26 protein-coding genes and 1 pseudogene are annotated in these 26795 nt (G+C 56.3%); 18 read left to right on the top strand and 9 right to left on the bottom strand.

Features of this window, described 5'->3' with window-relative positions:
• Positions 1-99 precede the first annotated feature (99 nt).
• From BOA8489_RS04795 to BOA8489_RS04730, 14 genes are all read left to right on the top strand, one after another.
• Positions 100-2961: a monovalent cation/H+ antiporter subunit A gene (locus BOA8489_RS04795; RefSeq protein WP_093972840.1), complete on the top strand. Its 2862-nt coding sequence runs from the start codon at positions 100-102 to the stop codon at positions 2959-2961.
• Position 2962: 1 nt separating this feature from the next.
• Positions 2963-3328 (top strand): Na+/H+ antiporter subunit C, encoded by a 366-nt coding sequence (locus BOA8489_RS04790; protein WP_093972839.1) that lies wholly within the window; start codon positions 2963-2965, stop codon positions 3326-3328.
• Positions 3325-4869, top strand: coding sequence for a monovalent cation/H+ antiporter subunit D (locus BOA8489_RS04785; protein ID WP_093972838.1), 1545 nt, complete (start codon positions 3325-3327; stop codon positions 4867-4869). The genes BOA8489_RS04790 and BOA8489_RS04785 overlap by 4 nt, the downstream gene beginning before the upstream one ends.
• A gap of 3 nt (positions 4870-4872) precedes the next feature.
• Complete coding sequence (locus tag BOA8489_RS04780) at positions 4873-5364, top strand: Na+/H+ antiporter subunit E (RefSeq protein ID WP_093972837.1); 492 nt, start codon at positions 4873-4875, stop codon at positions 5362-5364.
• The gene (locus tag BOA8489_RS04775; RefSeq protein WP_093972836.1) at positions 5361-5630 is read left to right on the top strand and encodes a K+/H+ antiporter subunit F; all 270 of its coding nucleotides are present in this window, start codon (positions 5361-5363) and stop codon (positions 5628-5630) included. Before BOA8489_RS04780 ends, BOA8489_RS04775 begins: the two co-directional genes overlap by 4 nt.
• A 9-nt stretch (positions 5631-5639) precedes the next feature.
• Positions 5640-6014 carry a Na+/H+ antiporter subunit G gene (locus BOA8489_RS04770; protein WP_093972835.1) on the top strand — a complete coding sequence of 125 codons (375 nt, stop codon included), beginning with the start codon at positions 5640-5642 and terminating at the stop codon, positions 6012-6014.
• A 95-nt stretch (positions 6015-6109) separates the two neighbouring features.
• The gene (locus tag BOA8489_RS04765; protein WP_093972834.1) at positions 6110-7162 is read left to right on the top strand and encodes a LacI family DNA-binding transcriptional regulator; all 1053 of its coding nucleotides are present in this window, start codon (positions 6110-6112) and stop codon (positions 7160-7162) included.
• A 94-nt stretch (positions 7163-7256) separates the two neighbouring features.
• Complete coding sequence (locus BOA8489_RS04760; RefSeq protein ID WP_093972833.1) at positions 7257-8573, top strand: ABC transporter substrate-binding protein; 1317 nt, start codon at positions 7257-7259, stop codon at positions 8571-8573.
• Between the two features lie 128 nt (positions 8574-8701).
• Complete coding sequence (locus BOA8489_RS04755; protein WP_093972832.1) at positions 8702-9565, top strand: carbohydrate ABC transporter permease; 864 nt, start codon at positions 8702-8704, stop codon at positions 9563-9565.
• A 5-nt stretch (positions 9566-9570) separates the two neighbouring features.
• Entirely contained in the window at positions 9571-10401 is an 831-nt protein-coding gene (locus BOA8489_RS04750) for a carbohydrate ABC transporter permease (protein WP_093972831.1), read from the top strand.
• A 12-nt stretch (positions 10402-10413) separates the two neighbouring features.
• Entirely contained in the window at positions 10414-11418 is a 1005-nt protein-coding gene (locus BOA8489_RS04745) for an ABC transporter ATP-binding protein (protein WP_093972830.1), read from the top strand.
• Complete coding sequence (locus tag BOA8489_RS04740; RefSeq protein ID WP_093972829.1) at positions 11415-12200, top strand: L-iditol 2-dehydrogenase; 786 nt, start codon at positions 11415-11417, stop codon at positions 12198-12200. The genes BOA8489_RS04745 and BOA8489_RS04740 overlap by 4 nt, the downstream gene beginning before the upstream one ends.
• Before the next feature lie 29 nt (positions 12201-12229).
• Positions 12230-13702 (top strand): mannitol dehydrogenase family protein, encoded by a 1473-nt coding sequence (locus tag BOA8489_RS04735; protein WP_245813662.1) that lies wholly within the window; start codon positions 12230-12232, stop codon positions 13700-13702.
• A 154-nt stretch (positions 13703-13856) separates the two neighbouring features.
• Positions 13857-14798 carry an ABC transporter transmembrane domain-containing protein gene (locus BOA8489_RS04730; RefSeq protein WP_093972827.1) on the top strand — a complete coding sequence of 314 codons (942 nt, stop codon included), beginning with the start codon at positions 13857-13859 and terminating at the stop codon, positions 14796-14798.
• A 183-nt stretch (positions 14799-14981) separates the two neighbouring features.
• Here the strand turns inward: BOA8489_RS04730 and BOA8489_RS04725 are convergent, their stop codons facing one another.
• Complete coding sequence (locus BOA8489_RS04725; protein WP_093972826.1) at positions 14982-15863, bottom strand: bile acid:sodium symporter family protein; 882 nt, start codon at positions 15861-15863, stop codon at positions 14982-14984.
• Positions 15864-15868: 5 nt separating this feature from the next.
• Positions 15869-17590 carry an AMP-binding protein gene (locus BOA8489_RS04720; RefSeq protein WP_093972825.1) on the bottom strand — a complete coding sequence of 574 codons (1722 nt, stop codon included), beginning with the start codon at positions 17588-17590 and terminating at the stop codon, positions 15869-15871.
• A 330-nt stretch (positions 17591-17920) separates the two neighbouring features.
• On the opposite strand from BOA8489_RS04720, the gene BOA8489_RS04715 reads away from it, so the two are divergent.
• From BOA8489_RS04715 to BOA8489_RS21045, 3 genes and pseudogenes are all read left to right on the top strand, one after another.
• Positions 17921-18676 carry a response regulator gene (locus tag BOA8489_RS04715; RefSeq protein WP_093972824.1) on the top strand — a complete coding sequence of 252 codons (756 nt, stop codon included), beginning with the start codon at positions 17921-17923 and terminating at the stop codon, positions 18674-18676.
• 33 nt (positions 18677-18709) lie between these two features.
• Positions 18710-18970 carry a response regulator gene (locus BOA8489_RS04710; RefSeq protein WP_093972823.1) on the top strand — a complete coding sequence of 87 codons (261 nt, stop codon included), beginning with the start codon at positions 18710-18712 and terminating at the stop codon, positions 18968-18970.
• Positions 18948-19449 (top strand): annotated as a pseudogene (locus BOA8489_RS21045) (sensor histidine kinase). The gene BOA8489_RS04710 and the pseudogene BOA8489_RS21045 overlap by 23 nt, the downstream one beginning before the upstream one ends.
• 31 nt (positions 19450-19480) lie before the next feature.
• Here the strand turns inward: BOA8489_RS21045 and BOA8489_RS04695 are convergent.
• From BOA8489_RS04695 to BOA8489_RS04665, 7 genes are all read right to left on the bottom strand, one after another.
• A complete protein-coding gene (locus BOA8489_RS04695; RefSeq protein ID WP_093972820.1) occupies positions 19481-20500 on the bottom strand; it encodes a 5-oxoprolinase subunit C family protein in 1020 nt (339 codons plus the stop codon).
• On the bottom strand, positions 20497-21261 hold the full coding sequence (locus tag BOA8489_RS04690; protein WP_245813661.1) for a 5-oxoprolinase subunit B family protein: 765 nt from the start codon (positions 21259-21261) through the stop codon (positions 20497-20499). The genes BOA8489_RS04695 and BOA8489_RS04690 overlap by 4 nt, the downstream gene beginning before the upstream one ends.
• A gap of 38 nt (positions 21262-21299) precedes the next feature.
• Complete coding sequence (locus BOA8489_RS04685; protein ID WP_093972819.1) at positions 21300-22583, bottom strand: TRAP transporter large permease; 1284 nt, start codon at positions 22581-22583, stop codon at positions 21300-21302.
• Complete coding sequence (locus BOA8489_RS04680; RefSeq protein WP_093972818.1) at positions 22580-23122, bottom strand: TRAP transporter small permease subunit; 543 nt, start codon at positions 23120-23122, stop codon at positions 22580-22582. The genes BOA8489_RS04685 and BOA8489_RS04680 overlap by 4 nt, the downstream gene beginning before the upstream one ends.
• A gap of 30 nt (positions 23123-23152) precedes the next feature.
• A complete protein-coding gene (locus tag BOA8489_RS04675) occupies positions 23153-24184 on the bottom strand; it encodes a TRAP transporter substrate-binding protein (protein WP_093972817.1) in 1032 nt (343 codons plus the stop codon).
• Complete coding sequence (locus BOA8489_RS04670; RefSeq protein ID WP_093972816.1) at positions 24177-25022, bottom strand: putative hydro-lyase; 846 nt, start codon at positions 25020-25022, stop codon at positions 24177-24179. The genes BOA8489_RS04675 and BOA8489_RS04670 overlap by 8 nt, the downstream gene beginning before the upstream one ends.
• A gap of 96 nt (positions 25023-25118) precedes the next feature.
• On the bottom strand, positions 25119-25997 hold the full coding sequence (locus tag BOA8489_RS04665) for a LysR family transcriptional regulator (protein WP_093972815.1): 879 nt from the start codon (positions 25995-25997) through the stop codon (positions 25119-25121).
• A gap of 92 nt (positions 25998-26089) precedes the next feature.
• On the opposite strand from BOA8489_RS04665, the gene BOA8489_RS04660 reads away from it, so the two are divergent.
• On the top strand, positions 26090-26743 hold the full coding sequence (locus BOA8489_RS04660) for a DUF2848 domain-containing protein (RefSeq protein ID WP_093973046.1): 654 nt from the start codon (positions 26090-26092) through the stop codon (positions 26741-26743).
• Positions 26744-26795: the final 52 nt, after the last annotated feature.

Raw genomic sequence — 26795 nt, 5'->3', positions numbered from 1 at the left:
GGAGGCCAATAGGCGAAGCGATCGAAAAGAGGCATTTTACAACGCCTCTTCCTATGGTTACCAATTACAAAACAACAAGGGGACGCAAGGGATGGAGATATGAGCGAAAGCAGCCATTTTCTGTTCCTGATCGCCCTTCTTCCCTTCATTGGCGCACTTCTACCGGGCTTGATGATTCGTGCTGGCCGCACGGCTTGCGCGGTTTTCACGGCTGTTCCGACGGCGCTGGCGCTGATCCTTTTGATGATGCTGGCGCCCGCGGTCATGCGCGGCGAGGTGGTTCAGGCGGAAATCGAGTGGCTTCCGCAACTTGGTTTGTCCGCCTCGTTCTTCCTTGACGGTCTTGGTCTGCTTTTTGCGACGATGATCCTTGGCGTCGGCTTGCTGATCACGCTTTATGCACGCTTTTATCTCTCGGGCGATGACCCGATGGGACAGTTTTATACCTACCTCTTGTTGTTCCAGGGCGCGATGCTGGGCATTGTCATTTCGGGCAACATACTGCTTTTGCTAATTTTCTGGGAGCTTACGTCGCTCTCGTCCTTCCTGTTGATCGGGTATTGGAAGCACCTTCCCGAAGGTCGGCAGGGCGCGCGCATGGCGTTGGCTGTCACCGGAGCCGGTGGGCTGGCAATGATCGGTGGCATGCTGATCCTCGGCGATATCGTCGGCAGCTATGAACTGGTCGATATACTTGCCGCGGGCGATGCGATCAGGGCGTCGGAATGGTATCTGCCTGCGCTGATCCTGATCCTTCTCGGAGCCTTCACCAAGTCGGCGCAATTCCCGTTTCATTTCTGGCTGCCACACGCGATGGCCGCGCCGACCCCGGTGTCCGCTTACCTGCACTCGGCCACGATGGTGAAGGCCGGTATTTTCCTGATGGCCCGCATGTGGCCGGTGCTGTCTGGCACGGACGCCTGGTTCTATATCGTCGCGACGACCGGCCTGGTTACGATGGTGCTGGGCGCGGTGATTGCTCTGTTCAAGGACGACCTGAAGGCGCTTCTGGCGTTTTCGACCGTCAGCCATCTGGGGCTTTTGACGATGCTTCTCGGCTTTGGCACCCAGGCGGCAGCGGTTGCAGCGGTCTTTCACATCATCAACCATCTGACCTTCAAGGCCGCTTTGTTCATGACGGCAGGGATCGTCGATCACGAAACGCATACGCGTGACATCAAGCGACTTGGCGGGCTAAGGCATCTGATGCCGATCACCTTTGTCATCGGCACGGTCACGGCGCTTTCGATGGCGGGGATTCCGTTTTTCAACGGGTTCTTGTCGAAGGAAATGATGCTTGAGGAAGCGTCGCACACGAAATGGCTTGGCAGCTATTATGTGATCCCGGTGTTTGCGACACTTGGCGCGCTTTTGTCTGTGGCCTATTCCTATCGGTTCATCGTGCATGTCTTCCTTGGCCCCGAACGTGACGACTATCCGCACAAGCCACACGATCCGCCATTCGGCATGTGGGCCGCGCCTGCATTGCTAGCGGTTCTGGTCTTGGTGATAGGTATCATGCCGGTCCTAGCAGAAGCCGTGGTCACAGTAGCCGCAAATGCCGTGACCGGGGCTGACCTGCACCCGCATCTGAAGATTTGGCACGGTGTCACACCAGCGCTTTACATGTCGGTTTTTGCCATTATCGGCGGTGGCGTCCTGCTTGCTGTGCACGCGCCGCTTCAAAGGTTCTGGAACGCCGCACCGCGCCCCGAGGCCAAGGAGATCTTTGAGTGGCTTGTTGACAGTGTCGCCGGGCTGTCGCGCCGGATTACGGATATCAGTCACAACGGTGCCATCAGCCGGTATCTGGCCATATTCGTCGTCACTTCGGTTGCCGTTGGTGCCGCCGCCTTCTTCGGGAGCGGTCTTGCTGCGCCGACTCGCGGGTTGCTTTCGGTTCCTCCGGTTATTGCCGTTGGGTGGTTCATGTTGATCGTCGCGACGGTTTCGGTCGTTATGATGCATCACAGCCGTTTCCGGGCGTTGGTGCTGATCGGGGTCATCGGGCTGACCATTTCTGCAGGGTTCGTTTATCTCTCGGCACCGGACCTTGCGCTGACCCAGATTTCCGTCGAAACCGTGACGATCATGCTGTTGCTTCTGGCGCTGCATTTCCTGCCGAAGTCGACGCCCAAGGAAAGCCCGCTGGGTCTTAAAATCCGCGATGGCGTGATCGCAGTTCTGGCCGGGGCAGGTGTCGCCGGGTTGGCCTATGCCTTCATGCTGCGCGACATCGGCACGATCTCGGATTTCCATATCGCCAACAGCTATGAAGGCGGGGGCGGCACGAATGTGGTCAATGTCATTCTCGTCGATTTCCGGGGATATGACACCTATGGCGAGATCATCGTTCTGGGGATCGCAGGGCTGATTATCTATGCTGTCATGCACGCGCTTCTCGACGGTCCCGCATCACGGCGCTTGAGGAATGTCGACTATTCTCAGGACCGCTCGCGCGATCGTCACCCACTGATGATGGTGGTTGTCACGCGCGTTTTGATGCCGCTGGCGGCAATGGTCGGGCTTTACATCTTCCTGCGCGGACACAACGAACCAGGAGGCGGTTTCGTTGCCGGTCTTGTGATCGCTATTGCCCTATTGATGCAGTATATGGCGTCAGGTTTTGCATGGACCCAAGCTCGACAGAGGATCCAGTATCACGCGATGATAGGAACCGGCGTGGTGATTGCCGGTCTGACCGGGATCGGATCGTGGCTTTTCGGAAGCCCGTTCCTGACGAGTTCCTACACCTATATTCACCTGCCACCCATTGAAGAGTTCGAAGTCGCTACTGCCATGCTGTTCGACCTAGGAGTCTTTTTGACGGTTCTCGGGGCGGTCATGTTGATGCTCTACAGCCTGTCGCGGATCGCCCGATACGCCGGGGAGACCGTGAACCTCGAGCCCATGGACTATGATCCTGCAAAAACGGGCAGCGGCGACAGGGAGGAGGCCTGACATGGAGCTTATTGTCGCCAGCGCCATCGGCACACTGACTGCGGGAGGCGTGTATCTTATGCTTCGGCTCAGAACCTTCCCTGTTATTCTTGGTCTCGCCTTGTTGTCATACGCGGTGAACGTCTTCATCTTCGCGAGCGGGCGGTTGGCGATCGATATGTCACCGATCCTGTCAAAATATGGCGACGCCAGTTACACCGATCCGTTGCCGCAGGCACTGGTTCTGACCGCGATTGTAATTTCGTTCGGGATGACAGCAGTGCTTGTCATGATCGGTCTTGGGGCGTTTCTGGAGGCGGAAACCGACCGTATCGACGTCGCCTCTGACGAAGCTGAAACCAACGAGACCAAGGACGGTGCCGCCTGATGCATTGGATCATTCTGCCAGTCATCCTGCCGGCCATGCTGGCACCCATCCTTGGGTTCGTGATGCGCCACGACATCAGTCTGGCGCGGGTGGCGTCGATTGCGGGAACCGCCACGCTTGTAGCTATTGCCGTAGGCCTGACGATGCTGGCAAGCGATGGCGAAACGCATGTTTACCGATTGGGCGACTGGCCTGCACCGTTTGGGATTGTGCTTGTCCTTGATCGCCTGTCCGCGATGATGGTTATGCTGACCTCGCTGCTGGCACTGGTTGTCTTGATACATGCAGTCGTGACGGGTTGGGATGCGCGCGGCAGGCACTTTCACGCCCTGTTCCAATTCCAGTTGATGGGAATATGCGGCGCTTTCCTGACCGGGGACGTTTTCAACCTGTTTGTGTTCTTCGAAGTTCTTTTGATCGCTTCCTACGGCCTTATGATACACGCAGGTGGCCGCGAGCGGATGCAGGCTGGCTTGCAGTACGTTGTGATGAATCTGGCGGGTTCGACGCTGTTTCTGTTCGCGCTGGGCACGCTTTATGCCAGCACAGGAACTCTGAACATCGCGGACCTTGCCGCCAAAGTGCCGACGATCCCGGCCGATGAAGCGGCACTTGTCCGGGTTGCGGCAATTCTTTTGATGGTCGTCTTTGCGGTCAAAGCGGCTCTCTTTCCGGTCCAGTTCTGGCTTCCGGCAACCTATGCCAACGCCCCGGCACCGGTGGCGGCACTTTTTGCGATCATGACCAAGGTCGGAGCTTACGCGATCATCCGAGTGCACACGCTTGCCTTTGGGCCGGGCACGCCCGGGACGGATGGTCTGGCTGCAAGCTGGCTTTTCCCCGCAGCAATTGTCACCATTGCCGTCGGCGCGTTCGGTGTCCTGGGAGCGAAACGGCTGATGCCGCTTATTGCCTTCTCAATCGTCGGGTCGATGGGCACGCTTCTGGTCGCGGTTGCCGCGTTCTCGCCGACTGCGATGACGGCGGCGCTTTACTATATGCTTCATTCGACATTCGCAGCTGCCGGTCTTTTTCTCATGGCGGATCTCGTTGTCTCGCGTCGAAACGGAGACCTTCTCAGGACACAGGCCCCGACGATCCAGAACGGCCTTTTTGCCGCGCTCTTTTTCGGCGCGGCCATTGCAATGGCCGGGATGCCGCCGCTCAGCGGATTTCTGGGCAAACTCCTGATCCTCGATTCCCTGCGCGATCCGGGCACGATTGCCTGGGCCTGGACCGCGATTCTGGCGGGGTCGCTGCTGACAATCGTCGGCTTTGCGCGGGCAGGAAGCACGCTGTTCTGGAAATCGACGTCCGTTCCGGTTGCCAGCGCAGAAAGCGAAGTCACAGACATGCCTGAACCCGCATCGCAGCCTGCGACCGCCATGGAAATTGCGCCCACGATGGCCGCGATTGCGCTGCTGATCGGCCTTTCAGTGTTCGCGGGTCCCGTGTCGAACTATCTTGAAGGCACATCGGCGCAGCTTTTTGACAGGGCAGGCTATATCTCGGCCGTCCTTGGTCCCGAAGGAGAGGGGTGACCCATGCTAAAACGCCTCGTTCCGCACCCTCTTCTCAGCCTGACGCTGATCCTGTTCTGGCTGGCGCTGGTGAACACGCTGACGCTTGGGCACGTCATTCTTGGCACACTTTTTGGTATTGGGATCCCTATGATCACGGCGCCCTACTGGCCGGATCGCCCGAAAATCCGCGCCCCGCTGAAAGTCGCTGAGTATTGTCTGATTGTGCTTTGGGATATCGTAGTCGCCAATGTTCAGGTCGCGATGATCATTCTCTTTCGCCGCAACGAAGATATCCGCACACAGTGGATCCCGGTCCCTCTGGACCTCAAATCCGCGGAAGCGATCACCATCCTTGCCGGCACCATTACGATGACTCCGGGAACAGTGTCGGCGACTCTGGCTTCAGACGGAAGCTGTGTTCTTGTTCATTGCCTTCATACCGATGACCCCGACGCGGTGCGTGACGAGATCAAGGCGCGCTACGAGAGCCGACTGAAGGAGATCTTCCAATGATTGAAGCTGCCCTAATATTCGCGGCGATCTGCTACGGGGTCGCCTTGCTGCTGGATCTGTGGCGGATTGCCGTCGGACCCGACGCTTCCGATCGGATTCTGGCGTTGGACACGATGGTGATCAACGTTATCGGCCTGTTGGTGATCTATGGTATCGGGCGCGGTACGGCGATATATTTCGAGGCCGCCATGCTGGTCGCAATGGTCGGCTTCGTCTCAACAGTTGCCTATTGCCGCTTCTTGCTGCGCGGCGACATTATCGAGTGAGGTGACGGGATGCCATTTATCGCAGAACTCATTATCGCGATCTTGCTGGTTATCAGCGGGGTCTTCGGGTTTGTCGGCTCTTACGGACTTATCAAGCTAAAAGACCCGCTCCAGCGATTGCATGCACCGACCAAGGCGACTACGCTTGGCATCGGCGCTGTGCTTATCGCTTCGATGGTTTATTTCGTCGCAAAGACCGGACATGTTTCCGTGCATGAATTGATCATCACGCTTTTCTTGTTCCTGACAGCACCAATCACCGCCAATTTCATTGCAAAGACTTATATGGCCCGGAACCTGAAAGTATCCGACTTGCCCAAGAGCGGAACGGACTATGGGTGGTCGGTGTTTAGTGACCCGCCAAAGCGTGAGCCTTTGGACTAAAGGCGTCCTTGCATGCGCAATCAATTCTCCAAATATCGCTTTTTCCTCTCAAATGTTGACGCGCGCAAAAAATTGTTTTGATATGTAAAAGATAAATGCAAACTATCGATGAGCGAGCGTCTGTGCCCGAAGCAAGAATCAAGAATATGGAGGAGTTCTCGGCGATCAGTGGGATCTCAAGGCCCACGGTCTCGAAGTATTTCCACGATCCCGAAAGCGTTCGTCAATCGACACGCAAGCGGATCGAGAAGGCGCTGGAGCGGTACGACTATCGTCCAAACATCTTCGCGATGAACCAGAACCGCAAGCTGACCAAGAACGTCGGTATTGTGGTTCCGCTTCTGGCCGACCCCTATTTCGCAGAGATCGCAAGAAATCTCGAGCAGCGCTGTATTGATGCCGGTTATCGCCCCACGCTCTTCAGCGCGCACGGCGATCCCGATCTGGAAGTCGAGGTTCTCGAAAACCTGCGATCACTCAAGCCCGCTGGTGTCCTGCTTGCACCCTTGGGGCGCGCGTCCCACCGCGATGCCCTTGCGAAGTTCTGCGATGATGTGCCGACTTTGATTTTTGACAGCAGCGTTGACGAGATGGGAATTGCGTTTGTTGGTTCGGATAACTTCCAGTTCACGTCGCATATTACCGACTACCTCTGCCGTACCGGCGAGCCACCCTGTTTCTTCGAAATGAAAACGCCGGCAAACCCGAATGCGCATCGGCGCAGGCAAGCCTATCTGAAGGCAATGGAGGCTTTTGGCCACGCGCCGCAGGTTATTTCCGTCGATGGTGAGGGATGGGCGTTTGAGGAAATCGGACGCCTTGGAGGCCACGAGGCGCTTACGAACAAGCAGTTCAGCACGAACACTATTCTTTGCAGCAACGACCGGCTGGCGATTGGCCTTTTGACAGCCTGCTACGAGCAAGGTGTCAAAGTCGGACGGGCCCCGGACTGTGCGATTCGCGTTGCAGGTCAGGACGGACATCCCAATTCCAGGTATACTTGTCCGCCGCTCACAACGATTTCTCACGACTATGATGCGGTTTCCAAACATGCTGCTGAAACCTTACTGGAGGCAATTGAAGGGCACGTATCCCCTTGGAAAAGCACGAGACTAGAAGGCAAGCTCATCCTTCGAGACTCCGCGTGACAGAGTAAATCTTTACGCGCGTAAAAAAAATGTTGACGGCGCGTTACCAGCCGGGTATCTATTAACCATAACATCCAACTAGGGAGGATACCGGATGTCTTTGAAGAGCACTTTTAGTGCTGCGACTGCGCTTGCGCTGATCACAGCAGGCGGCGCGTTCGCTGACGCCCATTCCGCAACAATCACCATCGCCACCGTGAACAACGGCGACATGATCCGTATGCAGGGCTACACTGACCAATTCACCGCTGAAACAGGCATTGCCGTCGAGTGGGTAACACTCGAGGAGAACGTCCTTCGCCAGCGTGTCACGACGGACATCACCACAAAAGGTGGTCAGTTCGACATCATGACTATCGGCATGTACGAAACGCCGATTTGGGGCGCGAATGACTGGCTCGTTCCACTGAACGACCTGTCTGCAGAATATGACGTGGACGACATTCTTCCAGCCATGCGCAACGGTCTTTCACACGACGGCACGCTTTATGCTGCGCCTTTCTATGGTGAAAGCTCAATGGTCATGTATCGCACAGACCTGATGGAAGCTGCTGGTCTGGAAATGCCAACGGCACCAACATGGCAGTTCATCCGCGAAGCCGCAGCTGCGATGGACGACCCTGAGAACGAGATCAACGGCATCTGCCTGCGTGGCAAGGCCGGCTGGGGCGAGGGCGGTGCCTTCATCACGGTCACAGGCAACTCGTTTGGCGCACGTTGGTTCGACGAAGAGTGGAATGCTCAGTTCGATCAGCCTGAATGGGCTAATGCGCTGAACTTCTACGTCAACCTGATGAACGACTACGGTCCCGAAGGTTATGCCACGAACGGTTTCAACGAGAACCTCTCGCTGTTCAACCAAGGCAAATGCGGCATGTGGATTGACGCCACTGTTGCAGCGTCCTTCGTAACCGGCGCCGATTCAACCGTTGCTGACAGCGTTGGCTTTGCCTTGGCGCCGAATGCAGAAGGTGTTGAGAAGCGCGCAAACTGGCTTTGGGCTTGGGCACTGGCAATTCCTGCCGGTACACAGCAGGAAGCTGAAGCCAAGCAGTTCATCGAATGGGCAACAGGCAAAGCTTACATCGAGCTGGTTGCGGCTAACGAAGGCTGGGCGAACGTTCCTCCGGGCGCACGTACATCGCTTTACGAAACTCCTGAGTACCAGGCAGTTCCATTCGCGAAGATGACGCTCGACTCGATCAACGCAGCGGACCCAACAAATCCGACTGTTGATCCGGTGCCATACGTCGGTATCCAGTTCGTCGCGATCCCTGAGTTTGCAGGCATGGCAACTGAAGTGAGCCAGGAATTCTCGGCAGCCTACGCTGGTCAGCAGACCGTAGAAGAGGCCCTTGCAAAGGCCCAGGCGATCACGACCGAAGTCATGGAAGCCGCTGGCTACCGCTAAGCCTTCCTCCTGAGCCAAGGGGCGGCACGATCCGTCGCCCCTTGGACACAACTACCCTTCCCAAATATACTGTCGCTTGAAACAGCGCGTGAGATCGCTCCGCCTGTTCGCAGAGGAGGTACATCCAAATGGCTACCAAGGCTTCACGATCCGCCGCCAGACTGATGATGGCACCCGCCGTGATCCTGCTTCTGGGCTGGATGTTGGTTCCCCTCATAATGACACTGTGGTTTTCGTTCCGCGTCTACCTGCCGCTGCGTGGCGGCGACCAGGGCTGGGCCGGATTTGACAACTACATCCGGTTTGTAACCTCAAGCGCCTTCTGGCCATCAGTTCAAACCACTCTCATCATCGTTTTGGGTGTTCTCGCGATCACCGTAATCTTCGGAATTCTTCTGGCGCTGCTGCTCGATCAGCCGATGTGGGGACAGGGCGTCGTGCGAATACTCGTCATCGCACCGTTCTTCGTCATGCCGACCGTTTCGGCGCTGGTCTGGAAGAACATGTTCATGGACCCGGTGAACGGACTGTTCGCGCATCTGTGGCGGTTCTTCGGCGCCGAACCGGTCAGTTGGCTTTCAGATGCCTCGCTGCCCGCGATCGTCATGATCGTCAGCTGGCAGTGGCTGCCCTTCGCGACCCTTATTCTTCTGACGGCTGTGCAGTCTCTGGACAGCGAACAGCTTGAGGCGGCCGAGATGGATGGCGCACCTATTGTGAAGCGCTTCTGGTTCATCGTGTTGCCACACCTCAGCCGCGCGATCACCATCGTGATCCTGATCCAGACGATCTTCCTGCTTGCGATCTTCGCTGAGATTTTCGTGACAACCGGAGGCGCTTTTGGAACACGAACCCTGTCCTACCTGATCTTCCAACGTGTGCTTGAAAGCCAGAACGTTGGCCTTGGTTCCGCCGGTGGTGTCTACGCCATCATCCTTGCAAACATAGTCGCGATCTTCCTGATGCGGATCGTCGGCAAGAACTTGGATTAATAATCATGGCTCGCTCTGTTACACCCCGCCGGAAGATGATCAACACAACCGCTGCCTGGGCAGTTGGACTTCTGATCTTCTTTCCGATCCTCTGGACGATCCTGACCAGCTTCAAGACCGAAGCGCAGGCCATTGCCGCACCGCCGATCTTCCTGGGCTTTGATTGGACGCTTGAGAACTACAGCGTCGTGATGGAGCGTTCCGATTATGGTCGTTTCCTGTGGAACTCGATCATCATTGCCGGAGGTTCAACGATCCTCGGCTGTATCATCGCGGTCCCTGCAGCATGGTCCATGGCATTCGTGCCTTCGAGGCGGACGAAAGATATTCTGCTCTGGATGCTCTCGACGAAAATGCTTCCTGCCGTCGGCGTGCTCTATCCGATTTATCTTTTGTTCATTGAGATGGGACTGCTGGACAGCCGTGCAGGTCTGGTCGTGGTACTGATGCTGATCAATCTGCCGATCATCGTCTGGATGCTCTATACCTACTTCAAGGAAATCCCAGTGGAGATCCTCGAGGCGGCGCGAATGGACGGCGCGACACTGAAGGAAGAGTTGCTCTATGTCCTGACTCCGATGGCCATTCCGGGCATTGCTTCCACGCTTCTGTTGAATTTCATTCTCGCCTGGAACGAAGCGTTCTGGACCCTCAACCTGACCGCGGTGAATGCCGCTCCTTTGACCGCCTTCATCGCAAGTTACTCAAGCCCTGAAGGTCTCTTCTTTGCCAAACTCAGTGCTGCTTCCACAATGGCAATTGCTCCGATCCTCATCCTTGGCTGGTTTAGCCAGAAACAACTTGTCCGCGGCCTGACGTTCGGCGCGGTTAAATAAGGAACCTGACACATGGGACAAATCCAACTCAAACAGGTGACCAAGTCTTTTGGCGATGTGCAGGTCATTCCACCACTTGATTTGACGATCGAGGATGGCGAGTTCACAGTCTTTGTCGGCCCATCGGGCTGCGGTAAATCCACGCTTCTGCGCTTGATTGCTGGACTTGAGGACATCACCACGGGCCATATCGAAATAGACGGCAAAGATGCCACCGATCTTGTCCCGGCCAAGCGCGGTCTTGCGATGGTGTTTCAGTCATATGCGCTTTACCCGCATATGTCGGTTCGCAAGAACATTGCCTTCCCCCTGCGGATGGCGAAGATGGATCCGGCCGAGATCGACAGGCGCGTGAACGCAGCCGCCGAGGTCTTGAACCTTGCCGACTATATCGACCGCCGCCCGGGCCAGCTTTCTGGTGGTCAGCGCCAGCGTGTCGCAATTGGACGCGCCATTGTTCGCGAACCGTCGGCGTTCCTCTTTGACGAACCGCTCTCGAACCTCGATGCGGCCCTTCGCGTTGGGATGCGCATGGAAATCTCCGAGCTTCACAAGAAGCTTGCGACAACGATGATCTACGTGACGCACGATCAGGTCGAAGCCATGACAATGGCCGACAAGATCGTTGTGCTTCAGGCCGGCGTGATCGAGCAGGTCGGAAGTCCGCTCGAGCTTTACCGCGCGCCGCGAAACACCTTCGTGGCCGGGTTTATCGGTTCCCCGAAAATGAACCTGATCACCGGAGACGAAGCTGCGAAACACAACGCCACCACGATCGGCATTCGTCCCGAGCACATTGACGTTGTCGAAAGCGGCGGCGCTTGGACGGGGACTGTCGGCGTGGCTGAACATCTTGGCTCCGACACGTTCTTCCATATCCACAACACGGGTTTGGCAGAGATGCTGACGGTGCGCGCCATTGGGGATGTCAGCCTGCGCCACGGGGACACGATCCACCTGAACCCGCGCACCGAAGAAATGCACCGCTTCGATGCAGACGGCCTGCGGATTGCATGAAACGTCTCGAAGGAAAGACGGCCCTGATTACAGGGGCGGCGCGCGGCATCGGACTTGCCTTTGCCCGAGCCTATGCGCGTGAAGGCGCGTCCGTCGCGATTGCAGATATCGACCACGAGCGCGCAATTGTTGCGGTTGATGAAATCAACAAAGAGTTTGGCGATCGTGCCATTGCAGTTGCCTTTGACGTGACGGATCAAGCCAGCATAGACGCCGGAATTGCGCGCACTATCTCGCACTTCGGCCAGATCGACGTTTTGATCAACAACGCCGCGATCTTCACCGCAGCCCCAATTTCCGAGATTACCCGAGCCGAGTACCAGAAGGTCTTTGATATCAACGTCTGCGGCACGCTTTTCACGCTTCAGGCTGTCGCCAATCACATGATTGATCGCGGCATCAAGGGTAAGATCATCAACATGGCTTCACAGGCCGGCCGGCGCGGAGAAAGTCTCGTCGCCGTCTATTGTGCCAGCAAAGCTGCGGTCATCTCTCTGACGCAATCTGCCGGTCTCAATCTTATCAAGCACGGGATCAACGTGAACGCCATCGCACCCGGTGTTGTAGATGGCGAACACTGGGACGGAGTCGATGCCTTCTTTGCCAAATATGAAGGCAAGGCGCCGGGCCAAAAGAAAAAAGAAGTCGGCGAGGCTGTTCCGTTCGGACGGATGGCTACCGCCAATGATCTGACCGGCATGGCGGTGTTTCTGGCGTCTTCCGAAGCCGACTACATCGTGGCTCAGACATACAATGTCGATGGCGGGAACTGGATGAGCTGATGAAAGATCAACCGCGGGAGGACGCGCCAATGAAACTGAGCCAAGAGACGTTACACGCGCTCGCGCTTGTTGTCCGTGTCCCCAACTATGACCGGTCTCAACTGAAGCCTGGCATGGTCCATATCGGTCTTGGCAACTTTCATCGCGCGCATCAGGCGTGGTATTTGCACTGTCTGATGCAAGACGGATTGGCTCATGACTGGGCTATCATCGGTGCCGGGGTACGGGCTGGCGATAGCATTCAGCGCGACAGGCTCATGGCGCAGGATTACCTCACGACCTTGATCGAGCTTAAGCCGACCGAGACCTCTGCCGAGATTACCGGCTCGATGATCGGCTTTGTTCCGGTCGAGGAAGAAAATGCAGCGCTGATTGCACAGATGGCGGACCCGACAATCAGAATTGTCTCACTGACAGTTACCGAAGGCGGGTATTACATCGATCCTGCAACCAAAGGGTTTGATAGCAGCCACGCGGATATGCTGCACGATGCAGCTCACCCCTCGACGCCGAAAACAGCTTTTGGCGCTATGATTGCAGCCCTGAAAATCCGCCGTGACCAAGGCGTCGGTGCTTTCACTTGCATGAGTTGCGATAACCTTCAGGGGAACGGCGATATCTTGCGGCAAACCGTGACGTCGTTGGCGCGCATGGCGGATGGCGATCTGGCTGACTGGATCGAAACCAACTGCACCTTCCCAAATTCCATGGTTGACTGCATCGTTCCGGCGACTGGGCCGAACGAACTGAAGCTGGTGCGAAGCCTCGGGATTGAGGATGCCTCGCCCGTGACCCACGAAAGCTTTCGGCAATGGGTCATCGAGGATAGCTTCTGCGCCGGTCGCCCGGAGTGGGACAAGGTTGGTGCCACGTTCACGGACCGCGTGCACGATTACGAATCCATGAAAATCCGCGTTCTGAATGGTGGTCACCAGATCGTCGCGAACGCGGGCGAAGTACTGTCCATCGCGACAATTGCAGAATGCCTTGCCCATAAACAAATCGGAGCCTTCTTCGAGAAGGTCGCCAAAAACGAAATCATACCGCACCTTGCGCCCGTCCCCGGCATGGCGCCGTCCGACTATGTCGAGTTGATCAAAGAACGCTTTGCGAACCCGCGTATCGTGGACACGACGCGCCGGGTCGCTTTCGATGGTTCGTCCCGGCATCCGGGCTTCGTCATTCCCTCGATCAAAGACGGTATCGCCAAGGGAACATCGGTGTCGGGACTAGCTCTTGCCGAGGCAATCTGGGCCCGTATGTGTGCCGGACAAAGGGAAGACGGTAGTGAAATCGCGGCGAACGACCCATTCTGGAGTGAGTTGAACTCAACGGCTCTCAAAGCGAAGTCCGCGCCGGAAGTCTGGCTTTCACAGCGGAAATACTATGGCGATCTGGTCGAGAACCGCCATTTTTCCGGAGCATTCTCTGCCTGGTTGGAGATAATCTGGAACGAAGGCGTTGAAGCCGCCATGGCAACTTACAATCGCGACGAAGCCTAGTCCTCCGCCCGCAGCGTCGGGCGTCAGGGCTTCGACTATTTGCCGGTCGGAACGTCTCAGACCAAATCAGTGCCATGAAGCCGTTGCCAACCGTCTTGGATGCGATCGCCAAGTTCATCTAAAGCCCATTGATCAATTGATCTCCTGAAGAATCATGATAAGTTCGCTGGCTCTGGTGGATGACGGATCGTCGGCGCCTGGGTTGAGACCTGTGACCATCGGTTGGAAGGTGCTGATCGCAAATAGCTTTCCATCTTTTGCGTGTCGAGTTCCCGACGGTATTCATGAAAACCACAACGCCGCAAATCGGTATCTCCCTGTCGAGTGTCAATGCGCGGGGGCTGTTCGGTTGCGCGTTGTTTTGAGGGTCTTCACCAATCTCCTGATGCTGACGGGGCCGCTTTTCATGCTTCAGGTGTATGATCGCGTCCTGGGGTCCCGCTCGGAAGAAACCCTGGTCGCTTTGACCGTCTTGCTTGCCAGCCTGTACTTTTTCCTTTGGCTTTTGGAATTCGCACGCGGTCGGGTGATGTCGCGGGTCGGTGCGCGATTTCAATCGGCGATGGGTGCACGGGTTTTTGGGGCAGTGCTTGAGCGGGCTGCATTGCGCCGTGGGCAGCGCGACTTGGGCAGACTACAGGATCTCGAAGCTGTTCGCGGCTTCTTCGGATCACCAGCTATTCTCGCTCTGTTTGATGCGCCTTGGACACCGGTTTTCCTGATTGCGATTTTCATATTCCACCCCATGCTTGGCTGGCTTGCGGTGCTTGGCGGTGGGCTGCTGATCGCCGCCACGCTGGTCAATCAAGGGCTGACCCGATCCAAGAATTCGCAAGCCAACGAGCTTGCGCTGGAAGCCGCGCTTTTCGCGCGTCAGTCCGAACTCTCCGCGGATATGATTTGGGCACAGGGGATGGCCAGATCCATGACCGGCCGCTGGGCTGCCTCGCAGGTTAGCGCCATAGACCAATCCACCAGCGCAAGCGACCTCACAGGGACTTTTACCTCTTTCACGCGCGCCTTCAGACTGTGCCTGCAATCGGTGATGCTGGCCTTGCGTATCATGCTTTCGCGACCTCGGGCTCCTTTGCTCTGACAGGCCCACGTCGTAATTGTGAAGGCCAACCCGAAACATGTCGCACCGAGCGGGTCTGCCCCAAACCGCATATGACTCGAAAACCGGTTAACACACACTTGAAGATTCATACGCAAATCGGGGCCTCGCAATCCGAGTGACCCCTGATCTGGAAACGCGGGCTTTGCAGCCTGTCAGGCCGATCTACAGCAAACCGTCTGGCAGTTTCTGTTCCGCAGCCGTATTTGCACGGCGGAACACAAGCGTCACCAGTGTAGAGACAATCACGATGAACAGCGAATAGAGAACCGGTACCGCCATCACTGCCTGCGCTTCTGTTCCATTGAAAGTGAAGACGATGATGGCGACCGCCAGCGGACCGTTCTGAATACCCGTTTCCAACGCTACGGTCCGTGCATTTCGCGGATGCAGTTTCAGGGCGCGGGCAAAGGCATATCCAATCGAGATACCAAAAACGCCAAGCCCGACTGCGGCGAAATACGTCGCCGAGGTGGTTTCAAGCAGAAACGACCAGTTGCGTGGGATCCAGCTGATGACAAGGAAGACGATGAAGAACAGCGCAAGCGCAGATCCCATGAACTCGGTGACCGCCCCGACATTGGCGCTGAACTTGCGCAAAATCATGCCAATTCCGACAGGAACCAAAAGCAGAATAAGCGTCACAATGATATTCTCGCGCGGAATATCCAGATCAAGTGCATTGGCATAAACCACCAGAATGATCGGGATCAGCACCACACCTGCGACCGTCGATGTCACTGTCATGAGAACCGAAAGCGCCAGATTACCCTTCGAAAAATAGGTGAAAATGTTCGACGTCGTACCGCCCGGCATGCACGCCATGATCAGGATGCCTATGGCAATCGTTTCCGGCACCGTCAGAAGCGTCGCCAGCAAGAACCCAATGAAAGGCATGAAACCGTATTGCGAGACCACCCCGATCATCAGTCCATAGGGGCGTCGCAGCGCCAGATAAAAGTCACGCGGTGTAAGGGATGCGCCCATGCCAAGCATGATGACGAAGATCATCAATGCAAGGATTGCCTGCTCTAAAGGACCGACCATGCTGATTACTCCGCTGCGTCTTGTGTTGTTTCGCTGGTGCGCAAATCCTTACGCAGTATCTTGCCGACGTTCGATTTGGGCAGATCGTCTCGGAAGGCGACACGCTTGGGGATCTTGTAGCCAGTCAGATGTGCTTTGCAGTGCGCGCGGATATCGGCTTCGGTCAGGCTTTGGTCGCGCTTGACGACGAAGGCCTTCACGGCCTCGCCAGTCACATCGTCAGGCACGCCTATTACAGCGCTTTCGAGAATGCCGGGATGCGTCGCAAGACAATCCTCGATCTCATTCGGGTAAACGTTGAACCCCGAAACGACGACCATGTCCTTCTTGCGATCGACGATTGAGATATACCCGTCCGGGTCCATCACGCCGATATCCCCAGTCAAGAACCAGCCATCCCGCATTACATTCGCGGTCTCCTCGGGCTTATTCCAATACCCGGCCATGATCTGAGGCCCCTTGGTGGCGATCTCACCCCGTTCACCGGGGGCTACCGGAACGCCGGCTTCATCCACGCAAATCACATCAGTTGATGGCAGCGGTATACCGATTGTGCCTTCGCGAACCTTGCCCAAAGGATTGAACGTCAAAATCGGCGAGGTCTCGGTCAGACCATAACCCTGCAGTACGGGTTTGCCTGTGATATCTTGCCACCTACGGGCGACGGCCGTTTGCAGGGCCATCCCGCCGGCCGAAGCGAACTTCAGATGCTTTGGCGGGCTGTCCGTGAACCAGACCTCGTTGCAAAGGCCATTGAACAACGTGTTCACGCCACTCATCCAGGTGATCTTATAGTTTTCGAATGCGCGTTTCACATTGGACAATGGGCGCGGGTTCGGGATCAGGACATTACGCGCACCCAGCCAATAGAAGCCAAGCAAATTCACCGTAAAAGCGAAGATATGGTAGAGCGGCAGCGCCGTCAGGGCGACTTCTTCACCCTTCTTGAAGACCGAGATCATCTCCATGGTCTGCTGCATGTTCATGATCAGGTTGGTATGGGTCAGCATGGCGCCTTTCGCCACGCCCGTCGTACCGCCCGTGTACTGAAGGCAGGCGACATCATCCGGCGAAACATCCTGAAAATAGGCATCGACTTCGATCTTGTTTTCGTTTCGCCGTGCGCGGCCTACATCCAGCGCTTCCGGAAGGCGAATATGTGCAATTTCGATTGGCTTTACCGAACGATCCCAGTGTTTCTGCACCAATCCGACAATGCCGCGCGGCATCTTCGGCAGGAATTCGGCAATCCGGGTCACAATGACGTTCGGGATCGGGTGGCCCTTCGTTGCTTCCGGGACCTTATCGGCAAACATATCAACGATCACCAGCGCGTGTGGTTCGGCATCGGCGAACTGTTTGGCCATCTCCTCGGCTGTGTAGAGCGGATTGACGTTCACAAGCACGCAACCTGCCTTCAGAACGCCGAAAGCTGCAATCGGATAGCTGAGGCAGTTGGGCATTTGCACCGCAACCCTGTCGCCACGATTGAGACCGGCAACCTCCCTCAGGTAGACCGCAAAGGCATCGGACATTTCGTCGACCTGAGAAAAACTCAAGGTGCCATTCATACCGTTGTACAGGCAGGTCGTGAACGCGGGCGCTTTGCCGTAAGTTTCGGCAACCGAACGGATGAGATCTCCGATAGTGCGACAGGATGCAGTCTCGATTTCGGGACGTACATCAGGTCCGTAGTACGCCGCCCACGGACGTTCAGAGATTGTCATGATGGCCTCCCCAACCTTTCATTCATTGTGACATGATGCGTAAGGGCCTGATTGTCGAATGAAACTTAACGTCAAATGCCGTTTCCCGAGGTTGAGAGGCGGATTTTCATCAGGCCCATTCCCAACGGCGATGTCGCGAGGGCAGACTTGAAGGGCGCTGTGGGGATGTCGTTACAACTTGAACTAAAGAGCGTGGAGCGCCGCCAGGATTTAAAGCCTTCGTTAAAGCGTTCCCCTTATGCCCAATGACCAGGTGATAGCGGTCGACATCCAGTGGTGTCTGACCTGCCGGCATACCTCGACTGCCCTTTTGACGGAGCGTTTGATCGTATGCTGAGCAATACAATACAAAACCCTCTCGAGGTGGCCCACAGTCAGAACAAGTCGGTTCTCGACGTTCTTATTCTCGACGATCTGGAAGCGGATCGGATGCGGGTGCGCCGGTTCTGTCGCAAAGCCGGCCTCGATTTCGAACTGCATGAAGCACACGACGTCGCAAGCTTCCGTCAGTGTATTGATAGTCAAAAGATGGATCTGGTTTTTCTGGATTACCACCTTGCCATGGAGAATGGGCTGGATGCGCTCCAGCTTCTACAGGCCCAAGAAGACCAGATAGATGCCATCCCGATCATGATCACCAGTTTTGATCGTTATGATATCGCGGTTGAGGCTATGCGCGCCGGTTGTGCTGACTACCTCACAAAAGAAGAACTCAGTGTGGATTCCATCCGAAAGGCCATTATTTCCGCTTTCGAACGTCGCATATTGATCTCTGCACTTAACGAATCCCATTCCTCCAAACATGCCCTGCGCGTCTCTATCTCGCGCATTGCCAAGACATGCGGTCCGGAAATCCGCGAAGTTCTCGCGGCAACCCTGAGGCATGTCAGAACCCTACGGTCTGCGGATATGCTAAGTACGAACGTCAAATCGAGTCTTGGCGGATTGGAAAAACCCTGCGGACAACTTTACGCCTTTCTAGACGAAATTTCTGGGCTGTTGGAGGTGGAAAAAGCAACCGCATTTCGGAGCACGCCGCCCCAGTCGTTGCGATCCCCCCGAGCCGCCGTCTCTGCGAAACTATGAGGCCAAACATCCATTTCGAACGGGTTCACAAATATGCACGGCCTGTCGGTATTGATTGTCGACGATAATGTAGGCGACAGAAAAATGCTGCGTCGCATTCTCGGCGCCAGCGATCTTGGTTTAAACATAGTTGAGGTTGAAACGGCCGACGCGGCCCTTGAATTGGATGACAGCGCATTTGATGCGGTCTTTCTGGACTACCATCTTCCAATGACCGAGGGGCTCAGGGCCTTGTCCGCCTGCCGCGCGACCCGAGGCGCTTTTGCGAGGCGTGCTTCAGACCTTGGATCTTGAATTGAAGCAGTCGGGCGCTGTGGTCGAAATCAGTGTTTCGATCGCTTTGCCACAAGTGATTTGCCAACCGCCCCAAATCGCTCAGGCTCTGCAGAACTTGATATCAAACGCGATCAAGTACGCCGGCGATAGCCCGCCGCAGATCATGATAACAGTCACAGAAGATGCCTGCGAGATGGTCGAATTTGATGTTACCGACCAAGGCATCGGCATCCCGGCTGCGTTTATCGCCAGAATTTTTGAGCCTTTCAAGCGTGCGCCTGGATCAGGTGACACGCAGGGGACTGGCCTGGGACCTGGCCACATGCAAAAAGGTCGTTCAACGTCACGGCGGTAGAATATGGTGTGTTTCCGAACCCGCGCGCGGCACGTCTGTTCGCTTCACGCTTCCAGCGGTTGATGGCAAGCATGAAGCAGCGTCAGAACAGGTCGTTTCGAACTCCGCGCAGCCCGCCCCCAGTGTTTTTCCGCAAAGTTGAGAAGGCGCATGATGCCACCGGATCTGTGACGTCAGTCTGCCTCATTGAGCGCATCAACAACTCCGCCAACAAGCTGATATGCCAAAAGATCGCGCATGTCGTGAGGATCGCGAACCATCGGACTGACCATGGCAGTCATTTCAGTCAGCCTTTGCGCTGTGCTTTTGTGCGAATGAAGAGCAGCGTCGTATTCGACAAAGCGAAACCGAAGTTCATCGCCCGGACCAGCTTGGGCAATTATTGGAAGGTCGACAGGCAGCACTGTCCCAATGCGTGGATAACCGCCGGTTGTCTGGCACTCTGGGAGCAACACAAATGGCGCACCTTCGCCGGTCATCTGAATGTCACCGGCAACCATCGGCTCGGACAAAACCGTCAATTGATCGGTTGTCCCGAAGGGTTCGCCTTCAAAAACCAGTTCCAAACCTTGCCGATTTGCGCGCGGTGAGCGCTTGAAAACCGTCGCCTGGAAACGCTCCAGCACGTCTTGCGAAAAACTTTGCGTCTGAACGCTTGGCAGAATGCGAACGGTCCCGCCCTCAAACCTTGGCTCGGGCAAAATCATTTTGTTCACATCGTTTGGTTTCGCGTCCGTTCCGACAGGCAACTCCTGCCCTGTGGCAATCAGTGTGCCAATTCCGGCCGTCAAATGCGTTGATCGGCTTTCCAAAAAGGGCTGTGTCTGGACGCCACCACCGACGTGCAAATACGCATAGACACCCGATCTCGCGGCCCCGATCGAAAGCCGTTTCCCGGCCTTCACAAGATGCGACGCATTCCAGGCCAAAGCTTCACCATCGCAGGTCGCGACCATCGGTGCGCCAGTCAAAGCGATCCTGATGTCCTTGGAAACGGTGAAATCGCCGCCGAATGCCGCCATTTCGATAGCGGCGCATTCAACTGTTTGATCTAAAAGAGCCACACCTTCAAGAAATGCCTCTCTGTCCGCCGCCCCTCCGTGAGACAGGCCTTCCCCCATGTGTCCGGGACGTCCCAAGTCCTGCACAGACATTGCCGGGCCGGCGCGCAGAACTGACAACACGGCCGTCATCGCAAATCCTCGCACTCTGCGCCACCATCGCCACTTTGATCGCGCGCCAGAACGTCATCGTACTCTTGCCACGAGACGGACCGAAAACGGATTTCGTCCCCCGGACGCAACGCGAAAGGCTGCTCAGCTTCTGGGCGAAACGCCTTGAACCCACATACCCCGACCTGCCGCCACCCCGTCGGCGTCGACGTCGAGAACAGGACGATCTGGCGAATGGCGACGGTAATGGCACCTACAGGCACGCGTTTTGTCAGACCCGTTTGGCGCGGGATCGCCCAATTTTCGGGAAGGGATCCAAGATATGGCTGCCCTGGCGCAAAACCCAATGTCATCACGCGTAAAGGATTGGAGCAAAGCTCGTTTACGGCAACTTCGGTGGAAACCCTTGCAAGGCCTGCGGCTTCCTCAAGTTGTGGCCCTGCAACGTCACCGCCGAACACCGCCGGAATGGTCCATCGCACGCGGTTTGCCGGTAATCCCGCCGTTTCCCAATCGCGATCCTGCACCAGTTCGCTCAGGGCCTGTCGCAGAACCTCCCGCTTCAAGGCAATAGGGTCAAAAATCACGAAAGCCGATGTCAAAGACGTCGAACTTTCCATAATTCCGTCCAATCCCAGAGCATCAACGGCTTCGCGGAAGGCAAGAGCCGCGCCATTCGCACTGTCCGTCAGTGTATTGGAAAAGGTAACAAGCATACCGCACAACCCGACATCAACGATGCGCGGAAATTCCAAGGAAGACGAGGCGTCCTGAAGTGTCACTGGCGAACCATCTGTTAGTGTGACTCTGGAAAAGCGTTCTAATTCAGAGCTTGCGGCAGGAACAAAGCGATCTGCGGGAACGCGATCAAGGCAAATGCCATCAACAGCATCACAATAGCAAAGGGGAGAGCGCCAAGCATGACTTCCGACATTGACCCTGATTGTCTGGCACCTTGTACAACATAAAGGTTCAGACCGACCGGAGGCGTAATGAGCGCCATCTCGATCAGTACGATCATCAGGATACCGAACCAGATCGGGTCATATCCCTGTTCGATCACAAGCGGGACAATAATTGGAATGGTCACGACCATCAGAGACAAGGTCTCGATGAAAAAGCCAAGCACTATATACATCACCACCACGACCAGGATGAATCCGAGTGGGGACAGGCCAAGACCACTCAGGAAGGCATCCAACTCCTGTCCTAATCCTGCGGAAGCCAAAGTGAAGTTCAGGAAAGACGCCCCGATCACCACGAGCATGATCATCGAAGTGATCTTGACGGTGCCATAGATGCTTTCAGTCAGCATTTTGAACGACAAGCCGCCAAATGCCCCCGCAATCACAAACGCGCCTGCAACTCCCACGGCTGCAGCTTCGGTTGGCGTTGCCCAGCCGTTATAAATCGATCCGATGATCATGGTGAATAAGAGAATGATCGGCAGGAGATGTACCAATGCGCGCATCATGTCCGCCAAGGGGAACACACGACGTTCGCCGCCAAGGTGGGGTTTTATCGTGCAGATGATCGCCACCATGACGATGAACGCCAGCGCCAGCCCAATACCGGGAATTAGCCCGGCCAGAAACAGCTGTGGGATCGACGTCTGAGTAAGAAACCCATAGACGATCAGGTTGATCGATGGTGGAATCATGATCCCCAGCGTGCCGCCGGCGGCGATCGCGCCCGAAAAAAGTTTCGGATCATAGCCCAGTTTTTCAGCCTGTGGCATCGCTACGGTCGCAACTGTAGCAGCGGTCGCAACCGATGACCCGGACGTTGCCGAGAACATTGTCGCCGTTGCCACATTCGCGTGGACCAGACCTCCGGGCAACCAGGACACCCAGCGATCAAGGGCCGCGTAAGTGCGTGTCGCGACGCCGCTGCGAACAAGTATCTCGCCGAGCAGGACAAAGAACGGAATGGCGATCAGGGTTGCGCTGTTCGACGCGGACCAAACCATGTTTCCCAGCCCGCGGATCAGCGGAAAGCTCGAGAAGAACCAATCGATCCCGAAACCGAGAAGAAACAGAACGATTCCAACGGGAATCGACATGCTGAGCAGGGCCAAAAGGCCAACGGCGACATAGGTGATCATTTCAATGTCTCCACTTCACCAAAGGCGCCGATTATGGCTTCACTCTGAGAAAACTCGCCCTTCAAGATCATCCGAAGCGCGATCAGTGTTGTGAGGCAGGCCATGACGGCGAACCAGAGCCATCCGGCAAACCATGGCGCCTGCACCAGCACCAAAGGTGTTTCCAGCGGTGTATTCGCGGTGGAGTTGTTATTGATGGATCGCTCAAGGACGGGCCAGCATTTATAGGCGATCAGCACGACCGTGGCACTGAGTACGGTCATGGAAAACAAGTCAAACAGGCACCGACCCACCGGCGCCGCGCGGCTGCGCAACAGGTCAATGCGGACGTGTCCGAGCTCCAACATCGTATAGGCCATCCCCCATGACGTGGCGATGGCCATCACATAGCCGCTGATTTCGTCGGTCCCGCCGAAAGAGGACCCAAGCTGCCTGAAAACGATGTCCAGAAGGACGAAGGCCGCACAGAGCAAAAGCATGACGCCGATCAGAGCGGCCACCCCTCTGTTAATCGTCCTGAGTGTTCCCAGTAATTCCATTTGCTTGGATCCTCTTGAGTTTAAGAAGGCTTAGTTGATGGTCACGCCAACAACCTGACCAACAGACGCATTCCAGCGCTCGGCCCAGTCACCGCCAGCGCGTTCTGCCCACTCGGGAAGAACTTCGCCAACCAGAATTTCGCGTGCTTTCGCGAAGTCTGCGTCAGAAGCCTCGACCAGAATCATCGAGCGCGATTCACCCGCAGGGCAGTCACCATTGCCGGTAAGGCAGGCGATGTCATTCACCAACGCGTTCTGGGCTGTCGCCCAGGCCGGATCTTCGAATTCCGTGGTGATCTGTGTTTGGATCAACTCCTGCATTTCACTGCTCAGACCATTCCATTTGTCCAGGTTCATGGCAGTGACAACAGGATCCCATCCGCCCAATGGCAGTGGCATCAGATGCGTGGACACTTCCCACCAGCCAGCGGAATAGCCCGACCCAGCACCGGTCACCGCGCAATCGACGACGCCCTTTTGCAGCGCGCCAGGAACTTCCGAGAACGAAACGTTCACGCCTTCAGCGCCCAGCGCTTCCAGCAATTTCGCAGTCATACGGCCAGATGCACGGACTTTCAGACCCTGAAGGTCGTCAAGACCAGCGATTTCAGCGTTACAAAACACGACCTGCGGCGGGTAGGGGGCAATCGCCAGCACGTGGCTGTTGAATCGGTCATGGTAGATGTCAGCGACCATCGGGCGCGCAGCATCAACCATCGCGCGCGCTTCTTCCGCGCTCAGTGCGATCAGCGGCACGTCGAGGCCTTCAAGCTCGGGCGCGTCGGCGACGGCGTAATCTGCAACCGTCATGGCCACATCATAGACGCCCTGACCAAGAAGCGGATAAATGTCACCAAGCCCCAGACCCATCTGGTTGTGGGTTGTCAATTCGATCGTAAGGTCTCCGCCCGACGCAGCCGGAAGGGTCTCGCCCCAGAACGGTGCTTCATATTCGATGTGCAGCGGCAAGCCCGACCAGCTGCCGACGACGGCCAGGTTCTCGGCCATTGCAGGTGCTGCCAACGTCATCGACGCAGCAACAAGTGTAAGCGATTTACGCATGTTTCTCTCCATGTTGTGTTTGGTTTATTGCTTGATCTTCCAAGGTCTCAGACACGTCCGCGATCAGCATGTGACCGGGGGCGTGGGTGATGCAGAAGGGCAGTCTTGCGTTCATCAGAACGTTTTGCGGGGTTACCCCGCAGGCCCAGTAAACCGGAATTTCGTCTTCTCTGACTGGCACCGGATCCCCCCAGTCAGGTGCGTCTAGGTCCCGAATGCCAATGTCACCCGGTGCACCCATCGCAATAGGAGCACCGTGCGCATGTGGAAATGCGCCACTGATCTGGAACGCGTCTTCAATGCGATCCTTGTGGATGGGTCGCATCGTTGCGACCATTTCACCCGAGAACACGCCAGCAGGCGTCAACGCGACGTTGGTCTTGTACATCGGAACAGTCTTGTCCTGTTCAATGTGGCGCACCGGTATATCGTTGGCGATGAACGCGTTCTCAAACGTGAACGAGCAACCCAGTGCGACCGTCACCAGATCGTCACGCCAAAGTGCGGAAATATCCGTGACTTCCTCCGTAAATGCACCGTCGCGAAAGACCCGATAGCGCGGCACGTCGCTGCGAATGTCGATATCGTCACCCAAGGTGCGCATGAACGGATCACCTGTATCGCTGACGCCAACAACGGGGCAGGGCTTGGGGTTGCGTTGGCAAAATCTCAGGAAATCGAGCGCAAAAGCCTCGGGTATGATCGCAAGGTTGCACTGAAGTTTGCCAGCCGCCAATCCGGCCGTGTGCCGATCGTAGAGACCCTCGCGGATTTCCATCCGCACCTGTCTCGCCGACAATGCACGTCGATCCTGATAGTTTGCCTGGTTCGAAGACATGCCCACCCCTTCGTTCTCACCGAATCAAGATTGCACGCCAGAAGGTTTATCTCAAATTATCATTTTCGATCAAAGTCGATAGATTATTTGAATGCCCTAATGTCCATCCGCGGCCCGCCAATCTGTTGCGATATTGCTGGCAATCTCAGCTCCCCGTTCGGCCAGAATGCTGCGCGGCTCACCCAGATAAGAGGCAGTGAACGTCAATGGGCTGGGTTGAAAGCCAGGATCGAACTCCTCAATACGCCCCAGTGACAACAGCCCGCCAGCCAGCGTACGAGGGTAGGGGCCGACGGCAATGCCCGCAGCAATCATTTGCAAGCTCGCGGACAACGAGGCTGAGGAATAGACCCGGACATTTGGTCCGACGCGACTGGACAATTCTGCCATCAACTCGCGATAGGGTCGGGTTTTCGCGGCATAGGAAATCACTGGTATCGTCTGGAAATCGACGTCTCCGCTGCCCTTCGCCTTATACCAATGCAGATCGAATTTCGGCAGTTCGACGTTCTCGACCGTGAACTCCGACACTGGCCCCATAAGAAATGCCAGATCGATATCCTGCTGGAGCAGACTATTGCGCAGGTTCCCCGATATATCGACCGTCAGATCGACATTCACACGCGGGAATTCCGCGCTGAAGGCCTTCAGGAACTCCGGCAACCACGCCTGTGCAATGGTTTCGGAAGACCCAATCCGGAACAGGCCCTCGGTTTCCAGCGGATTGGCGACGCGTTTGGAGATCTCCTCTTCCACGAACAGCATTTGTTCCGCATAGCCGAGCAGCATCGTCCCGGACTTGGTCAATCCAGCGCCTTTAGCCGTGCGTTCGAAAAGCACGACGCCCAGTTCGGTTTCCAGAGTGCCGACGCGGGTCGAAACAGCAGGTTGAGACAGGCTCAAATGCTCAGACGCGCGCCGAAAGCCACCAAGGCGCGCGACCCAGTAAAACGTCTTCAACTGCTCGAAAGTCATATCAACGCTCCCGCCCGATCGGGCAATTGGGCTGGACAGTCGCTGCGCTTCTGCTCAGGTTCACCCTTGCACACACGTTTGAGGACCACGCGATGCAATTCAATACCGAAAATGGCTCGATCGACTTCGAGTGCCGGCAAGTTGTCGTCGCAGGTTGGACGGGCCGGGATACGCATGCCGTGCAACATCACATTGAAGAATTGGCCGCCATCGGTGTCGCGCCTCCGTCCAAGGTGCCACTGTTTTACCGCGTCTCGAACAGCCTGTTGACTGCCGAACGTAATATCGAAGTCCTCGGCACTGCTTCATCCGGCGAAGCCGAGCCTTTGGTCATCAGGCACGACGGCAAGCTCTGGCTTGGGCTGGCATCGGATCATACGGATCGCCAACTGGAAACTATTTCCGTCGCGGCCTCCAAGCAAATCTGTGGCAAGCCCTGCGCAACGTCCCTCTGGGAATTCGCCTCGCTTGAAGGTCGTTTGGATGCCATCATCATCAAATCGTGGATACGTGAAAACGGCGACTGGGTTCTCTATCAGGATGGTACGATCGGTCAGATCAAGCCCCTGCGCGATCTGATAGCGGCTGCCGATTTGCAAAACGGCTCAGCCATGCTCTGTGGCACCTTCGCGGCCCTTGGCGGTGTGCGCGCAGCAGAGGATTTCCGGGCGACAATGACCGACCCCGAAACTGGCGCCGAGATCACGCTGGAATACACCGCCCGTGCTTTGCCAGAGGTCAGCTAACACCTAAAGACGCGCGTCTCGGAAACTTGAAGCGCGTCCTCAATTTCAACAA

The organism is Boseongicola aestuarii (assembly GCF_900184815.1).
Classification (GTDB): Bacteria; Pseudomonadota; Alphaproteobacteria; order Rhodobacterales; family Rhodobacteraceae; genus Boseongicola; species Boseongicola aestuarii.
This window is presented reverse-complemented; position numbering and strand designations above follow the sequence as displayed.

Bases quoted from the DNA above. Each gene is read 5' to 3' on its own strand.
- BOA8489_RS04795 (WP_093972840.1), top strand. From the start codon at position 100: ATGAGCGAAAGCAGCCATTTTCTGTTCCTGATCGCCCTTCTTCCCTTC.
- BOA8489_RS04790 (WP_093972839.1), top strand. From the start codon at position 2,963: ATGGAGCTTATTGTCGCCAGCGCCATCGGCACACTGACTGCGGGAGGC.
- BOA8489_RS04780 (WP_093972837.1), top strand. From the start codon at position 4,873: ATGCTAAAACGCCTCGTTCCGCACCCTCTTCTCAGCCTGACGCTGATC.
- BOA8489_RS04775 (WP_093972836.1), top strand. From the start codon at position 5,361: ATGATTGAAGCTGCCCTAATATTCGCGGCGATCTGCTACGGGGTCGCC.
- BOA8489_RS04770 (WP_093972835.1), top strand. From the start codon at position 5,640: ATGCCATTTATCGCAGAACTCATTATCGCGATCTTGCTGGTTATCAGC.
- BOA8489_RS04765 (WP_093972834.1), top strand. From the start codon at position 6,110: ATGCAAACTATCGATGAGCGAGCGTCTGTGCCCGAAGCAAGAATCAAG.
- BOA8489_RS04760 (WP_093972833.1), top strand. From the start codon at position 7,257: ATGTCTTTGAAGAGCACTTTTAGTGCTGCGACTGCGCTTGCGCTGATC.
- BOA8489_RS04755 (WP_093972832.1), top strand. From the start codon at position 8,702: ATGGCTACCAAGGCTTCACGATCCGCCGCCAGACTGATGATGGCACCC.
- BOA8489_RS04750 (WP_093972831.1), top strand. From the start codon at position 9,571: ATGGCTCGCTCTGTTACACCCCGCCGGAAGATGATCAACACAACCGCT.
- BOA8489_RS04745 (WP_093972830.1), top strand. From the start codon at position 10,414: ATGGGACAAATCCAACTCAAACAGGTGACCAAGTCTTTTGGCGATGTG.
- BOA8489_RS04740 (WP_093972829.1), top strand. From the start codon at position 11,415: ATGAAACGTCTCGAAGGAAAGACGGCCCTGATTACAGGGGCGGCGCGC.
- BOA8489_RS04735 (WP_245813662.1), top strand. From the start codon at position 12,230: ATGAAACTGAGCCAAGAGACGTTACACGCGCTCGCGCTTGTTGTCCGT.
- BOA8489_RS04730 (WP_093972827.1), top strand. From the start codon at position 13,857: ATGATAAGTTCGCTGGCTCTGGTGGATGACGGATCGTCGGCGCCTGGG.
- BOA8489_RS04725 (WP_093972826.1), bottom strand. From the start codon at position 15,863: ATGGTCGGTCCTTTAGAGCAGGCAATCCTTGCATTGATGATCTTCGTC.
- BOA8489_RS04720 (WP_093972825.1), bottom strand. From the start codon at position 17,590: ATGACAATCTCTGAACGTCCGTGGGCGGCGTACTACGGACCTGATGTA.
- BOA8489_RS04715 (WP_093972824.1), top strand. From the start codon at position 17,921: ATGCTGAGCAATACAATACAAAACCCTCTCGAGGTGGCCCACAGTCAG.
- BOA8489_RS04710 (WP_093972823.1), top strand. From the start codon at position 18,710: ATGCACGGCCTGTCGGTATTGATTGTCGACGATAATGTAGGCGACAGA.
- BOA8489_RS04695 (WP_093972820.1), bottom strand. From the start codon at position 20,500: ATGACGGCCGTGTTGTCAGTTCTGCGCGCCGGCCCGGCAATGTCTGTG.
- BOA8489_RS04685 (WP_093972819.1), bottom strand. From the start codon at position 22,583: ATGATCACCTATGTCGCCGTTGGCCTTTTGGCCCTGCTCAGCATGTCG.
- BOA8489_RS04680 (WP_093972818.1), bottom strand. From the start codon at position 23,122: ATGGAATTACTGGGAACACTCAGGACGATTAACAGAGGGGTGGCCGCT.
- BOA8489_RS04675 (WP_093972817.1), bottom strand. From the start codon at position 24,184: ATGCGTAAATCGCTTACACTTGTTGCTGCGTCGATGACGTTGGCAGCA.
- BOA8489_RS04670 (WP_093972816.1), bottom strand. From the start codon at position 25,022: ATGTCTTCGAACCAGGCAAACTATCAGGATCGACGTGCATTGTCGGCG.
- BOA8489_RS04665 (WP_093972815.1), bottom strand. From the start codon at position 25,997: ATGACTTTCGAGCAGTTGAAGACGTTTTACTGGGTCGCGCGCCTTGGT.
- BOA8489_RS04660 (WP_093973046.1), top strand. From the start codon at position 26,090: ATGCAATTCAATACCGAAAATGGCTCGATCGACTTCGAGTGCCGGCAA.